2 protein-coding genes are annotated in these 15985 nt (G+C 73.2%); both read right to left on the bottom strand.

What is annotated here, in order from left to right:
* Positions 1 to 13313, bottom strand: a 13313-nt coding sequence (locus ACFVS6_RS41875; protein WP_389711791.1) for a type I polyketide synthase, incomplete at its 3' end; no start/stop codon positions are given.
* Between the two features lie 21 nt (positions 13314 to 13334).
* Positions 13335 to 15985 (bottom strand): SDR family NAD(P)-dependent oxidoreductase (locus tag ACFVS6_RS41880; RefSeq protein ID WP_389711790.1); only part of this gene is annotated, 2651 nt, incomplete at its 5' end.

The following is a 15985-nucleotide window of genomic DNA, read 5'->3' on the forward strand; positions in this document are numbered from 1 at the left end:
TCGTCCCACACCTCGGGAAGATCGACCAGACCACCCCAACGCTCGGGCGCCTCCAACGCGGCAACCCGACCCAGACCCCACACCTGCGCCTGAACCGCCGAGGTCAGGACATCGGAGCGACCGACGCTCACCGCACCACGGGTCAAGCACCACAAAGGTGCCTCCACCCCGGCATCACCGAGCGCCTGCACCAGAGCCGCCGTGGAGACGACACCGGCGGACTCGTCCAGGGCGAGGAACGACACCACACCACCGACAGGGCCCGCTTCGGACAACAGCCCGGCCAGAGCGTCCCGACCGGCACCGGACTGCACCACCACGCGCCGGACCTCGGCCCCGCGCCCGACCAGCGCACCCGCCACGGCCGTGTCGTCCACGCTCTCGGACGGAACGACCAGCAGCCAGGCCCCGGACAGGGTCCCACCCGAACCGGCATCCGTGAGTGGCTTCCATGAGACCCGGTAGCGCCATCCGTCGATCTCCGAACGCGTACCCGCCCCGCCGCGTCGCACCAGCGCCGCTTCCGGCCAGTACCGGCTGCGCTGGAAGGCGTACGTCGGCAGGTCGACGCGTACGGCGCCGGTCCCGTAGACCGCCCGCCAGTCGACGGTGATCCCACGGACGTGGCTGCCGGCCAACGCGGCCAGCACCGTTTCCGACTCGGATCGTCCCTTGCGGATGACCGGCGCGAACACTGCGCCGGGTTCGGTGAGGCATTCCTGTCCGAGGGCGGACAGGACGCCGTCGGGCCCGAGCTCGACGTACGTCGTGACGCCCGCACGCTCCAAAGCTCGCATGCCGTCGAGGAAGCGGACTGCTTCACGGACGTGACGGACCCAGAAGTCAGCCGACCCCATCCCGCCGTCCGCGACCAGGGCACCGGTCAGGTTCGACACGACCGGAATCCGCGGGGCGGCGAAGGACAGACCCTCCACCACACGGCGGAAGTCGTCCAGCATGCCGTCCATGTGCGGCGAGTGGAACGCGTGGCTCACCGTGAGCCGCTTGCTCTTCCGCTCACCGAGCGCCTCCACCACCGCCAGAGCGGCGTCCTCGTCACCCGCGATCACCACCGACTGCGGACCATTGACCGCCGCGATGCTCACACGCTCCGTGAGCAGCGGCAGAACCTCATCCTCCGACGCCTGCACCGCGATCATCACGCCACCGGCCGGCAGCGCCTGCATCAACCGACCACGCGCCGCAACCAGCGTGCACGCGTCGTCCAGGGACAGCACGCCCGCCACGTGTGCGGCGGCGATCTCACCGATGGAATGCCCGGACACGAAGTCCGGCTTCACACCCCACGACTCGAACAGCCGGAACAACGCCACCTCGACCGCGAACAACGCCGGCTGCGTGAACCGCGTCTCATCCAACAGACCCGCATCCGACCCGAACAAGACCTCCCGCAGGGGACGTTCGAGATCGAGGCGGGCGCAGACCGCATCCAGGGCTTCGGCGAACACCGGGAACGCGTCGTACAGCTCACGCCCCATCGCCAACCGCTGACTGCCCTGCCCGGTGAACAGGAAGGCAAGCTTCCCGCCGACCGGCGAGCCCGTCACCACGCCCGCCGCCGATTCTCCGGCCGCCAGAACCGCGAGGCCGGCCAGCAGGCCTTCGCGGTCCGTGGCGACCACGGCCGCCCGCTCGTCGAACGCCGACCGGCCTGTCGCCAGGGTCCTTCCGACGTCGGTCAGCGACAGCTCGGGGTCCGCGAGGAGCCGGGTCCGCAGGTTGTCGGCCTGGGACCGAAGTCCCGTCACGTTCTTCGCCGAGATCATCAGAGGCAGCGCGGGCGACTGGGTGGTCGGATCCACGGATCCGGCGTCGTCCGTGCCGGGTGCCGGCTGCGGCGCCTGCTCGATGATCGTGTGGGCGTTGGTGCCGCTGAAGCCGAACGAGGAGACGCCGGCCCGGCGCGGACGTCCGGTTGCCGGCCATGCCCGCTGCTCGGTCAGCAGCTCGATGTCGCCCGCCGTCCAGTCCACCTGGGGGGACGGTTCGTCGATGTGGAGGCTTTCCGGGAGCACACCTTCCTGCATGGCCATCACCATCTTGATGACGCCCGCCACACCGGCAGCGGCCTGGGTGTGGCCGATGTTCGACTTGATCGAGCCGAGCAGCAGCGGCCGGCCCTCGGGCCGGTCCTGGCCGTACGTGGCCAGCAGCGCCTGCGCCTCGATCGGGTCACCGAGGGTCGTACCGGTGCCGTGCGCCTCGACGGCGTCCACGTCGGCGGCCGACAGGCCCGCACCGGCGAGCGCCGCACGGATCACGCGCTGCTGCGAAGGACCGTTCGGAGCGGTCAGGCCGTTGCTCGCACCGTCCTGGTTGACGGCCGAACCACGCACCACCGCCAACACCGGATGCCCGTTGCGACGCGCGTCCGACAACCGCTCCACGAGCAGCATGCCGACACCCTCACCCCAACCCGTACCGTCCGCACCGGCGGCGAAAGCCTTGATCCGGCCGTCGGCCGCAAGGCCACGCTGGCGGCTGAACTCGATGAACGTGCCGGGCGTGGACATCACGGTGACACCGCCCGCCAGGGCCAGGTCACACTCACCCTGCCGCAGCGCCTGGATCGCCCAGTGGAGCGCGACCAGCGACGAGGAGCAGGCCGTGTCGACGGTGACCGCCGGGCCTTCGAGGCCGAACACGTAGGAGAGCCGGCCGGAGACGACGCTCGCGGCGTTGCCCGTCCCCAAATGCCCTTCCAGGCCTTCCGGCTCCTCCAGCAGTACGGAGAGGTAGTCCTGGCCGTTGGTCCCGACGAACACACCGGCCTGGCTGCCGCGCAGCGTCTCGGGGTCGATGCCGGCGCGCTCGAACGCCTCCCACGAGGTTTCCAGCAGCAGGCGCTGCTGCGGGTCCATGGCGAGGGCCTCGCGCGGCGAGATGCCGAAGAAGTCGGCGTCGAAGTCGGCGACGTCGTAGAGGAATCCGCCCTCGCGGGCGTACGAGGTGCCCTGCGTGCTCGGGTCGGCGTCGTAGAGGGCGTCGAGGTCCCAGCCGCGGTCGAGGGGCAGGTCGGAGATCGCGTCGGTGCCGGACGCCAGAAGCTGCCAGAGGTCTTCCGGGGTGCGTACGCCGCCGGGGAAGCGGCAGCTCATGGCGACGATCGCGATCGGGTCGTCGTCGACGGCCCTGGCCGTGGGGCCGGTCGTCTCGACCTGGGTTCCGAGGAGTTCGGAACCCAGGTGTGCGGCGAGTGCGGCCGGGGTCGGGTAGTCGTAGACGAGGGTGGCCGACAGTCGCAGTTCGGTGGCGGCGCCGAGCCGGTTGCGGAGTTCGACCGCCGTGAGCGAGTCGAAGCCGATCTCGCGGAAGGCCCGTCCCGCCTCGACGTCCTGGGCGCCGGCATGTCCGAGGACATCGGCCACCTGTGCGCGGACGAGGTCGAGGAGGAAGGCCTCCCGGTCGCCGGCGGGCAGGCGCCGCAACTGCTCGGCGAGCGTCGAGCCCGCCCGTTCGGTGCTGTCGCCCGTCCGCTCCGCACCACGGGTGACCGCTTCGGCCTCGGGCAGGTCGGCGAGCAGCTTGCCCGCGCGCACGGCCGTGAACCCGGGCGCGAACCTCGTCCAGTCGAAGTCGGCGATCGTCAGCGCCGCCTCGCCCGCGCCGACGGCCTGGCGGAGTGCGGTGATCGCGAGGTCGGCGTTCATGGGCGGTACGCCGCCACGGCGCATCCGGGCCTCAAGGGCCTCGTCGGCGGCCATGCCACCGTCGGCCCACGGACCCCACGCAATCGACGTCGCGGCCAGACCCGCCGCACGACGCTGCTCGGCCAGGGCGTCCAAGTACGCGTTCGCGGCAGCGTAATTACCCTGCCCGGCAGCACCGATGGTCCCACTCATCGAGGAGAACAACACGAACGCGGACAGCTCGATACCGAACTCGACCGTCAACTCGTGCAGGTTGAGCGCGGAGGTGGCCTTGGCCCGCAGCACGCTCTCGAACCGCTCCGGCGTCAACGCGTCAAGAACGCCATCGTCCAGAATCCCGGCGGTGTGCACGACAGCCGTCAGCGTCTCCGCCTCGGCGGCCAGGAGAGTACGCAGGGCGTCCCGGTCGGCGGCGTCACACGCCACCACCGACACCTCCACACCCATGCCCGACAACTCCGAGGCCAGCTCAGCCGCGCCGGGGGCATCCGCACCCCGCCGGCTGGTCAGCACCAGACGCCCGGCACCCGCCCCGGCCAGCCAACGAGCCACCCGACCACCCAGAGCACCCGTACCACCGGTGACCAGGACCGTCCCGGACGGGGTCCAGGAGCCGGTGATCCCGGCCACGGCGCGGACCAGACGACGCCCGAAGACACCGGAGGAACGGACCGCGACCTGGTCCTCGCCCGCACCAGCGGCAAGGACACCCACCAACCGGCCCATCGCCCGCTCGTCCCACACCTCGGGAACGTCGACCAGACCACCCCAGCGCTCGGGAACCTCAAGCGCCGCAACCCGGCCCAGACCCCACACCTGCGCCTGAACGGGCGAGGTCAGGACATCGGAGCGACCGACGCTCACCGCACCCCGGGTCAAGCACCACAACGGCGCTCCCACCCCGGCATCACCGAGCGCCTGCACCAGAACGGCGGTATCCACCACATCCGCGGCCCCGTCCAGGGCGAGCAGCGACACGACACCCGCGACGGACCCTATGTCCGACAGCAGATCGGCCAGCTGAACGCGCCCGGTACCGGGCTCGACCACGACCCGACGCACCTCGGCGCCGCGCCCGACGAGCGCGTCCGCCACGGCCTCGTCATCGGCCCCGGCGGCGGGAACCACGACCAGCCAGGTACCCGACAGCCGCACACCGGTGCCGGCATCCGTCAGCGGCTTCCACGTCACCCGGTAGCGCCAGCCGTCGACCGTCGACTGCTCCTGCCCCTGTCGGCGCCAGGCCGACAGGGCGGGGACGAGGTCGCTGATGCGCGCGTCGCCCGCCATGTCCAGTTCGGATGCCAGCGACGTGAGGTCGCCGCGCTCCACCGCGTCCCAGAACCGGGCGTCCACCGCGTCGACGGCCGACGCGGAGGCGACGGTGCCGTTCCAGAGAATCGTCTCGGGCCAGAAGCGCTGCCGCTGGAAGGCGTACGTCGGCAGCTCCATGCGCCGGGCGCCCGCCCCGGCGAAGTAGGAGGTCCAGTCGACCTCCACACCCCGGACGTGTGCCTGGGCGACGGCGGTGACGAGCGTCTCCGCCTCTCCCCGGTCCGCACGCAGCACGGGGACGAAGACGGTGTTCGCGTCGCCGGTCAGGCAGTCCTGGGCGAGGGCGGACAGCACACCGTCCGGACCCAGCTCCACGAACGTCGTCGCACCTGCCGCTTCCAGGGCGCGTACGCCGTCGAGGAACCGCACGGCTTCGCGGACGTGACGGACCCAGAAGTCCGCCGACCCCATCTCGCCGTCCGCGACCAGGGCACCGGTCAGGTTGGACACGACCGGAATGCTCGGGGTCGAGAACTCCAGACCCTCCACCACCTGGCGGAACTCGTCGAGCATGCCGTCCATGTGCGGCGAGTGGAACGCGTGGCTCACCGTGAGCCGCTTACTCTTCCGCTCACCGAGCGACTCCACCACCGCCAGAGCGGCATCCTCGTCACCCGCGATCACCACCGACTGCGGACCATTGACCGCCGCGATGCTCACCCGATCGGTCAGCAGCGGCAGAACCTCCACCTCCGACGCCTGAACCGCGATCATCACACCACCCGCCGGCAGCGCCTGCATCAACCGACCACGCGCCGCAACCAACACGCACGCGTCATCCAGCGACAACACACCCGCCACATGCGCGGCAGCGATCTCACCGATCGAATGCCCCGACACGAAGTCCGGCCGCACACCCCACGATTCGAGGAGCCGGAACAACGCCACCTCGACCGCGAACAACGCCGGCTGCGTGAACTCGGTCCGGTCCAGAATTTCCGCTTCGGATCCGAACAGCACACCCTTCAGCGGCAGTTCCAGATCGAGGCGGGCACATACCGCATCCAGGGCTTCGGCGAACACCGGGAACGCGTCGTACAGCTCACGCCCCATCCCCAACCGCTGACTGCCCTGCCCGGTGAACAGGAAGGCGAGTCCGCCGCTCGACGCCACGCCCTGTACGAGGCCCGGTACCGGTTCCCCGGCGGCCAGGGCGGTCAGGCGGCCGAGGAGGGCGTCGCCGTCCGACGGCGGGGCGAGTACGACCGCGCGGTGCTCCAGGGCGGCGCGGTGCGTGGCGAGGGTGTGGCCGAGGTCGAGTGCGCCGCGGGCTCCCGTGGCGGCCACCGCGTCGGCCGCGGCCGGGCGCAGGCGCTCCGCCTGGGCGCGCAGGGCGGCCTCGGTGCGGCCGGAGACGAGCCACGGCAGCACCGGGAGGCCGGGTGCGGTCGGTGTTGTCGCCCGCGCGGAGTCGTCGGCGTGTTCCGGGGCCTGCTCGATGACGGCGTGGGCGTTGGTGCCGCTGTATCCGAACGAGGAGATGCCGGCCCGGCGCGGGCGGCCGGTCTCCGGCCATGCGCGCTGCTCGGTCAGCAGCTCGATGTCACCGGCCGTCCAGTCGACGTAGGGGGTCGGCTCGTCGATGTGGAGGGTCCGGGGCAGCACGCCGTGCTGCATCGCCATGACCATCTTGATGACACCGGCGGCGCCGGCGACGGCCTGGGTGTGGCCGATGTTCGACTTCACGGAGCCGAGGAGCAGCGGTCGGTCGGCGGGCCGGTCCTGGCCGTAGGTGGCGAGGAGGGCCTGGGCTTCGATGGGGTCGCCGAGCCGGGTTCCGGTGCCGTGGGCCTCGACGGCGTCGATGTCGGTGGTGGTCAGGCCGGCGTCGGCGAGGGCTTCGCGGATGACGCGCTGCTGGGACGGGCCGTTGGGGGCGGTGAGCCCGTTGGAGGCGCCGTCCTGGTTGACGGCGGTGCCACGAACGACGGCCAGGACGGGGTGGCCGTTGCGGCGGGCGTCGGAGAGCCGCTCCAGGAGGAGCAGGCCTACGCCCTCGGACCAGATGGTGCCGTCGGCGGCCGCGGCGAACGCCTTGATGCGGCCGTTCTCCGCGAGGCCGCGCTGGCGGCTGAACTCGGTGAACGCGCCGGGCGTGGACATGATGGTCACGGCGCCCGCGAGTGCCATCGCGCATTCGCCGCTGCGCAGGGCCTGAGCGGCCAGGTGCAGGGTGACGAGTGACGAGGAGCAGGCCGTGTCGACGGTGACGGCCGGGCCCTCCAGGCCGAACGTGTAGGAGATGCGGCCGGATACGACGCTGGCCGCGTTGCCGGTGCCGAGGTGTCCTTCTAGGCCGTCGCCGTCGTTCAGCCACAGCTGGAGGTAGTCCTGGGCGTTGGAGCCGATGAACACGCCGGTGCGGCTGCCGCGCAGTGTGGTCGGGTCGATGCCGGCGCGCTCGAACGTCTCCCAGGTGGTTTCCAGCAGCAGGCGCTGCTGCGGGTCCATGGCGAGGGCCTCGCGCGGGGAGATCCCGAAGAAGGCGGCGTCGAAGGCGGCCGCCTCGTGGAGGAATCCGCCCTCGCGGACGTAGCTGGTGCCTTCGCGGTCGGGGTCGTCGCTGTAGAGGGTGTCGAGGTCCCAGCCGCGGTCGGCGGGGAAGGCCGTGATGCCGTCGCGGCCCTCGGCGAGCATGCGCCACAGGTCCTCGGGAGACCGGATGTCGCCGGGGAAGCGGCAGTTCATGGCGACGACGGCGATCGGGTCGTCGTCCTCGGCGGCGCCGGCGGCGGTCCTGCGAGTCGTGGAGCCGGTCGGGCCGGCGCCTGCGTCGTCCGCGAGGTCGCCGACGATCTCCTGGCGGAGGTACTGGGCGAGGGCGGTGGCCGTCGGGTAGTCGAAGACGAGGGTGGCGGGCAGGCGGCGGCCGGTGGCCTCGCCGAGGAGGTTGCGCAGCTCGACGGCGGTGAGCGAGTCGAAGCCGAGCTCCTTGAACGACCGGCCCGGTTCGACGGAGGCGGCGCCCGGGTAGCCCAGCGCCGCGGCGACCTGCTTGCGTACGAGGTCGAGGAGCGTACGGTCCTGCTCGGCGGCCGGCAGGCCGGCCAGGCTCGCCCGCAGACCGGAGGCGCCCGCGGCGGCCCTGCCGCCGGCGGAGCGGCGTACGGGGACCCGGACGAGGCCGCGCAGCAGCGGGGACAGGGCGCCCGCGCGGGCCTGGGTGCGCAGGCCCGGGAGGTCGACGCGCATGAGGACCGGTACGGGTTCGTCGATGCGGTGGGCGAGGTCGAAGAGGTCGAGGCCCTCCCCCGTGGTGAGCGGGGGCAGTCCGCCGCGGGTCATGCGGGCGACGTCGGCGTCGGTCAGGCTGCCGGCCATGCCGGACCCGTCGGCCCACAGGGACCAGGCGAGGGAGGTGGCGGGCAGTCCGAGGGAGCGGCGGTGCTGGGCGAGCGCATCGAGGAAGACGTTCGCGGCGGCGTAGTTGCCCTGGCCGGCGCCGCCGAGGATGCCGCCGATGGACGAGAACAGCAGGAAGGCGGACAGGTCGAGGTCGCGGGTCAGTTCGTGGAGGTTGCAGGCCGCGTCGGCCTTGGGGCGCAGTACGGCCGACAGGCGTTCGGGGGTGAGGGAGGTGACGATGCCGTCGTCGAGGACGCCGGCGGTGTGGACGACCGCGCCGAGCGGATGCGCGGCGGGTATCGCCTCCAGTACGGCGGCGAGGGCGTCCCGGTCGGCGACGTCGCAGGCCGCCCAGGTCACCGACGCTCCTGCGGTGGTGAGTTCGGTCGTGAGCTGCTGCGCCTCGGGGGTGGATCCGCCGCGGCGGCCGACGAGCAGCAGGTGCCGTACGTCGTGCTCGACGACGAGTCGGCGGGCGATCAGTCCGCCGAGGAGTCCGCCGGCGCCGGTGATCAGTACGGTCGACTCCGGCGCGTACGCGACGCCCTCCGTGGCGGGCTGTTCCGCGTCGGCCTGAGGGGTGTCGCGGGCCACCCGGGTGAAGCGGGGTACGTGGACGGTGCCGGCGCGCAGGGCGAGCTGCGGCTCGCCCGCGGTGACGGCGGTGGCGAGGGCGGCGGACAGGGCGTGGGCCGAGTCCTCGGTGCCGTCGGTGTCGAGGAGCAGGATCCGGTCGGGGTGTTCGGCCTGCGCGGAGGACAGCAGGCCGCGAACGGCCGCGTGGACGGGGTCGGTGACCGTGCCGGTTCCGGCGTCGCCGCCACCGTCGCCGTCGCTGTCGCCTGCCGCGACGGTGCCGCTGGTGAGGACGACGAGGCGGGTGCCGGCGAAGCGGTCGCCGGCGAAGGGCTCGGCGTCGAGCCAGGTTTGGGCCAGCGCGAGGGCGTGGTGCGTGGCCCGGTGCACGGCCTCGGCGGAGACCTCCGGCGCGGTGGCGTGCGGGCCGTCGGCGTGGCGGCCCTCGGCGCGTGCGCCATCGGTGTCGGCGCCGATGGTGTCCGGGCCTTGGGAGGCCGCCTGTCCGTAGGCGGTGAACACCATGTCGGGGACGGGTGCTCCGGCGTCGACGGCCGCCGCCAGCTCGGACAGGTCCGCGTGGACGGTGATCGTGGCGGCGGCCGCGCCGGCGCCGAGGAGGGCGGTGGGGACCGTGGCACCCAGGACCGCCCAACGGACGCCCGTCGGGGCGGGTGCGGAGGCAGCGGGCAGCCGCGTCCACTCCGTGCGGAACACGGACTCGTGGTGGGCGGTGGCCGCCGCCTGGACCTGCTCGGCCGACACGGCCCGCAGAACGAGCGAGTCGACGGTCGCGACGGGCGCGCCCGTCGAGTCCGCGATCTCCAGGCGGATGCCGCCGCCCTTCCCCGTCGGGGTGAGGCGCACGCGCAGCGCGTCGGCGCCGCCCGCGTGGAGGGTGACGCCGCTCCAGGCGAACGGGAGGCGACCCTCGCCCTCGGTACCGCCGAGGACTCCGAGCCCGAACGTGTGGAGCGCGGCGTCGAGGAGGGCGGGGTGCAGGCCGAAGTCCCCGGCCGCGCCGGCGGTTTCCTCGGGCAGGGCGACCTCGGCGTAGACGCTGTCGCCCTGTCGCCAGGCGGCGGTGAGGCCGCGGAACACCGGGCCGTAGCCCATGCCGACCTCGGCGAGGTCCGCGTAGAGGCTCTCCGTGGGAAGGGGCTCGGCACCCGCGGGGGGCCACGGTCCGGCCGCGAACGGCGTCGGGGCCGCGGCGAGGGGTGCGGGGGCCAGTACGCCGCCGGCGTGCCGCGTCCAGGGCTCGTCGGGTGCGCTGTCCTTCGCGCGGGAGGAGAGGCTGAGGGAGCGGCGGCCGCTTCCGTCGGCGTCGGGCGCGCTCACGTGCATCTGGAGCTGTACGCCGCCGCGTTCGGGCAGGACGAGCGGTGCTTCGAGGGTGAGTTCCTCGACGGTTCCGCAACCGATCTGGTCGCCGGCCCAGATCGCCAGGTCGACGAACGCGGTGCCCGGGAGCAGGACGCTACCCATCACGGCGTGGTCGACGAGCCAGGGGTGGGTGGTCGACGAGAGCATCGCCGTGAAGACGAGGCCCCCGGAGTCGGCGAGGGCGACCGTGGCGCCGAGCAGCGGGTGCGCGGCACCGTCCAGTCCGGCCGCGCCGAGGTCACCGATCGGGCTTCCGGGCTCGATCCAGTAGCGCTGCCGTTGGAAGGCGTAGGTGGGCAGGTCGTCGACGCGTCCGGCACCGGTGCCGGAGAAGAAGGCCTGCCAGTCGACCCGGACGCCGTGGACGTGGGCCCGTGCGAGGGCGGTCACCAGTGCCTCGGCCTCGGGGCGGCCCTTGCGCAGGACGGGTGCGAAGGCCGGGCCCTGGTCGGCGGATCCCGGGGTCAGGCAGTCCTGGGCGAGGGCGGAGAGAATTCCGTCGGGGCCGAGTTCGAGGTACGTCGTCACCCCGGCGGCCTCCAGGGCGCGTACGCCGTCGAGGAAGCGGACGGCGTCGCGGACGTGCCGGACCCAGAACTCGGCCGTACCCATCTCGCCGTCGGCGACCAGGGCACCGGTCAGGTTCGACACGACCGGAATGCTCGGGGTCGAGAACTCCAGTCCCTCCACCACCTGGCGGAACTCGTCGAGCATGCCGTCCATGTGCGGCGAGTGGAACGCGTGGCTCACCGTGAGCCGCTTGCTCTTCCGCTCACCGAGCGACTCCACCACCGCAACGGCGGCATCCTCGTCACCCGCGATCACGACCGACTGCGGACCATTGACCGCCGCAATGCTCACCCGATCGGTCAGCAGCGGCAGAACCTCCGCCTCCGACGCCTGAACCGCGATCATCACGCCACCCGCTGGCAGCGCCTGCATCAGGCGACCACGCGCCGCAACCAACACGCACGCGTCATCCAGCGACAACACACCCGCCACATGCGCGGCAGCGATCTCACCGATCGAATGCCCCGACACGAAGTCCGGCCGCACACCCCACGATTCGAGCAGACGGAACAACGCCACCTCGACCGCGAACAACGCCGGCTGCGTGTACTCCGTCCGGTCCAGAATCTCCGCTTCGGATCCGAACAGCACATCCTTCAGCGGCAGTTCGAGATCCATGCCCTCACACACCGCGTCCAGCGCGGCCGCGAACACCGGGAACGCGTCGTACAGTTCGCGCCCCGTCCCGAGCCGCTGGCTGCCCTGACCGGTGAACAGGAAGGCGAGCTTCCCGCCGGCCGAGGAGCCCGATACCACTCCTGCCGCCGGGCCGTCCTCGGCCAGTGCCGTGAGGCCGGCGAGCAGGCCGTCGCGGTCGGGGGCGACCACCACCGCGCGGTCCTCGAACGCCGTCCGGCCGACGGCCAGCGTCCTGGCGATGTCCACGGGGCTCGCCCCGGGGTGTTCCGCGGCGTGCGCGAGCAGCCGTCCGGCCTGTGCGCGCAGGGCGTCGGTGCCCTTCGCGGAGAGCAGCCACGGTACGACCGGGGCGGTCGCGGGGGCGGGCGTTCCGGTGCCGTCCGCGGGGGTCCGGTCGGCCTCCGGGGCCTGCTCGATGATCGTGTGCACGTTGGTGCCGCTGACGCCGAAGGCGGAGACGCCGACCCGGTACGGGCGACCGGTCAGCGGCCAGGGCTGCTGCTCGGTGAGCAGCGCGACCGCGCCCGCCGACCAGTCGACGTGCGAGGTCGGCTCGTCGACGTGGAGGGTGCGGGGCAGCACGCCGTGCCGCATCGCCATGACCATCTTGATGACACCGGCGATACCGGCGACGTTCTGGGTGTGGCCGAGGTTGGACTTCAGGGAGCCCAGCCACAGGGGTCGGTCCGCGGGGCGGTCCTGGCCGTAGGTGGCCAGCAGGGCCTGGGCCTCGATCGGGTCGCCCAGGGTGGTTCCCGTGCCGTGCGCCTCCACGGCGTCGATGTCGCCGGGGGTGAGGCGGGCGCTTTCGAGGGCCTGGCGGATGACGCGCTGCTGCGCGGGGCCGTTGGGGGCGGTCAGGCCGTTGGAGGCGCCGTCCTGGTTGACGGCGGAGCCCCGGACGACGGCCAGGACGTGGTGGCCGTTGCGGCGGGCGTCGGAGAGGCGTTCCACCAGGAGGACGCCGACGCCCTCCGACCAGCCGGTGCCGTCGGCGGCCTCGGCGAAGGACTTGCAGCGGCCGTCGGGCGACAGCCCGCGCTGGCGGCTGAACTCGACGAAGACCTCCGGGCCGGCGAGGACGGTGACACCGGCGGCCAGGGCGAGCGAGCACTCCCCCTGGCGCAGTGCCTGGACGGCCATGTGCAGGGCGACGGACGACGAGGAGCAGGCCGTGTCGACGGTGGCGGCGGGGCCCTCCAGGCCGAAGACGTAGGCGAGGCGGCCGGAGACCACGCTGGAGGCGGTGCCGGTGAGGAGGTGCCCCTCGACGCCGTCGGGCAGTTCGCCCGAGCCGGCTCCGTAGGCGTTGGCGGACGCGCCGACGAACACCCCGGCCCGGCTGCCGCGCAGGGTCGCCGGGTCTATGCCGGCCCGTTCGAAGGCTTCCCACGAGGTTTCCAACAGCAGGCGCTGCTGCGGGTCCATGGCGAGGGCCTCGCGGGGGGAGATCCCGAAGAAGGAGGCGTCGAAGTCGGGTGCCTCGTGGAGGAATCCACCGTGGCGGGCGTACGTGGTGCCGGCGTGGTCGGGGTCGGGGTCGTACAGCGACTCGATGTCCCAGCCGCGGTCGGTGGGGAACCCGGAGATGGCGTCGCCGCCGCTCTCGACGAGCTTCCACAGGTCCTCGGGTGATCCGATCCCGCCGGGGAAGCGGCAGCTCATGCCGACGATCGCGATGGGTTCGCGGGAGGCGTCGGTGAGCTCCTGGTTCCGGCGGCGCAGCCGCTCGGTTTCCTTGAGGGAGGCCCGCAGCGCTTCAACGACTTTTTCGTTCGGGGTGGTCATCAGTTACTCCGCACTTCGGGCAGGTCAGAAGTTGCTGTTGCTGGTGGTGTCGCCGGTGGGGCCGTCGTCGTCGGGCCCTCCACCGTCGAGGGCGAGGTCGAGGAGGTCCTGGAGGTCCATCGTGTCGATGGACCCTGCGGCGTCGGCGGCCTCCGGACCCGGGCCGGAGGCCGTGGTGTCGGGGGCGGCGAGCCTGAGGAGGGTGTCCAGGAGTCCCGCTTCGCGGATCCGGCCGATGGGGATGCCGGCCAGGGTACGGCGCAGTTCCGCGTCCTGTGGGTCGCTGTCCAGGTCCGTGACGGACGGGACGCCGGTGGCGCCGGTGCCCCCGGGGAAGAGGGTGTGCAGCAGGTGGCGGGTGAGGGCCTGCGGGTTGGGATAGTCGAAGACCAGGCTGGAGGGCAGTCGCAGGCCGCAGGCGGCGCCCAGGCGGTTGCGCAGTTCGACCGCGGTGAGCGAGTCGAAGCCCAGGTCCTTGAAGGCCCTGTCCGGTGCGACGGCGTCCGCGGAGGGGTGGCCGAGTGCCGCGGCCGCGTGCTCGCGCACGAGGTCGAGGAGGGCCGCGTCCCGGTCGTCGCCGGACAGGTCGGTGAGCTTTCGCAGTACGGCCGCGGCAGAGTCGGCCGGCGTGGTGCCGGAGTCGGTGGCCGCGCCGGCGGGTGCGTCGCCGCGCAGTGCGTCGCGCACCTCGGGCAGGTCGCCGATGAGGGGGCGGGGGCGCGCCGCGGCGAACACCGGGGCGAACCGTGACCAGTCGACGTCGGCGACGGTGATGGTCGCCTCCCGGCCGGTCAGGGCGCGTTCCAGGGCCGTCAGGTTGGTGGCGGGGGCGACGGGCGGCAGCCCGCGCCGGGTGAGCTGTTCCTCGGCGTCTCCCTCGGCGGCCATGCCGCCCTCCGCCCACGGTCCCCAGGCGACCGCCGTGGCGGCGAGCCCGCGGGCGGCGCGGCGCTCGGCGAGCGCGTCGAGGAAGGTGTTGGCGGCGGCGTACGCCGACTGTCCGCCGCTGCCCCACGTACCGGCGATGGACGAGAAGAGGACGAACGCGTCGAGGGAGTCCGGCGCGTCGAACAGGGCGTCCAGGTGGACGGCGCCAGCGGTCTTGGCGGTGACGATCCGGGCGAAGCCGGGCAGGTCGGTGCCGGTGCCGGGCGGCTGGGAGATGCCGGCCGCGTGCACGACGGCGCGTACGGGAGTCCCGTCGGCCGCCAGGCCGGCGACGAGTGTCCTCAGGGCCTCCCGGTCGGTGACGTCGCAGGCGGCCAGGGTGACGGCCGCGCCGAGCCCTTCGAGTTCCGAGCGGACCTCGCCGGCGCCGGGTGCGTCGGCGCCGGCCCGGCTGACGAGCACGAGGTGTCGCGCGCCGCGTTCGGCGAGGCGTCGGGCCACGTGGCGGCCGAGGGCGCCCGTGCCGCCCGTGATGAGTACGTTGCCGTCCGGGGTCCAGCGGGCGCCGGTCGCGTCCGCCGGGACGGTGGCGCGTGCGAGGCGTCGTACGAACGGGCCGGCCGCGCGCAGGGCGAGCTGGTCCTCGTCGCCGGCGGCGGTGAGGGTGGCGGGCAGGCGGGTCAGTACGCGTTCGTCGCAGACCTCGGGAAGGTCGAGGAGTCCGCCCCAGCGGTCGGGGTGCTCCAGCGCGAACACCCGGCCCAGGCCCCAGACCTGCGCCTGGGTGGCGCCGCCGAGGGTGTCGCCGGGGACGGCTGCGACGGCGTCGCGGGTGACGCACCACAGGGGTGCGTCGGCGCAGCCGCTGTCCCGTGCCTCCGGGGCGGAGGTGAACTCCTCCGAGGTGAGTACGGAGGCCAGGGCGGCGGTGAGGGCGAGCCCGACGGGCACTGCGGGGTGTTCGGGGTGCGGCCGTTCGTCGAGTGCCAGGAGCGACAGGACTCCGGTGACCGGTCCGGCGGCGAGGTCCGCCGCGGCCTCACGGAGCCGCTCGTCGAGGTGGGTGCGCAGTACCGCGGGGTCGCCGTGGGCGATGTCGAGCGGGAGCGGCAGGATCGTGGCTCCGGCACCGTTCAGGCGGTCGGTCAGGGTGCGGACCCACGGGTCCGTCGCCTGCGGCGCGGCCACGGCGACGAGCCACGTGCCGGCGGCCGGCGTGCCCTTGTCCCGGCCCTGACCGGTCGACGGCTGCCAGGTGACGCGGTACAGGAGCGAGTCGGCCTCCGCCTGTGCCTGCCGGTCCCGCCGCCAGGCGGAGAGGGCGGGCAGTACGGCGCTGAACGGCCTGTCGCCGTCGACGTCGAACTCGTCGGCGAGCGCGGTCAGGTCGGCCCGCTCGATGACGTCCCAGAACCGGGTGTCGGCCCCGTTCCCGTCGGCGGACCCGGCCTGCGCCGCCGCGCTGGCGGGCGCGGCGGGCGCGGCGGGCTCGGGCCAGTGGCGCCGGGACTGGAAGGGGTAGGTGGGCAGGTCGACGCGCCGGGCGTGGTTCCCGGTGGCGGCGAAGTAGGCCCGCCAGTCGAGGGCGACACCGCGGGTGTGGGCGTGGGTGAGGGCGGCGGTGACGGTCCCGGTTTCGCCGCCGGGGCGGCCGGCGCGCAGGACGGGCACGAAGGCGGCGTCCGCGGTGTCGGTGAGGCAGTCCTGGGCGAGGGCGGAGAGGATCCCGTCGGGCCCGAGTTCGAGGTACGTGCTCACCCCGGCGGCCTCCAAGGTCCGGACACCGT

The organism is Streptomyces sp. NPDC057939 (assembly GCF_042887545.1).
Lineage (GTDB): Bacteria > Actinomycetota > Actinomycetes > Streptomycetales > Streptomycetaceae > Streptomyces.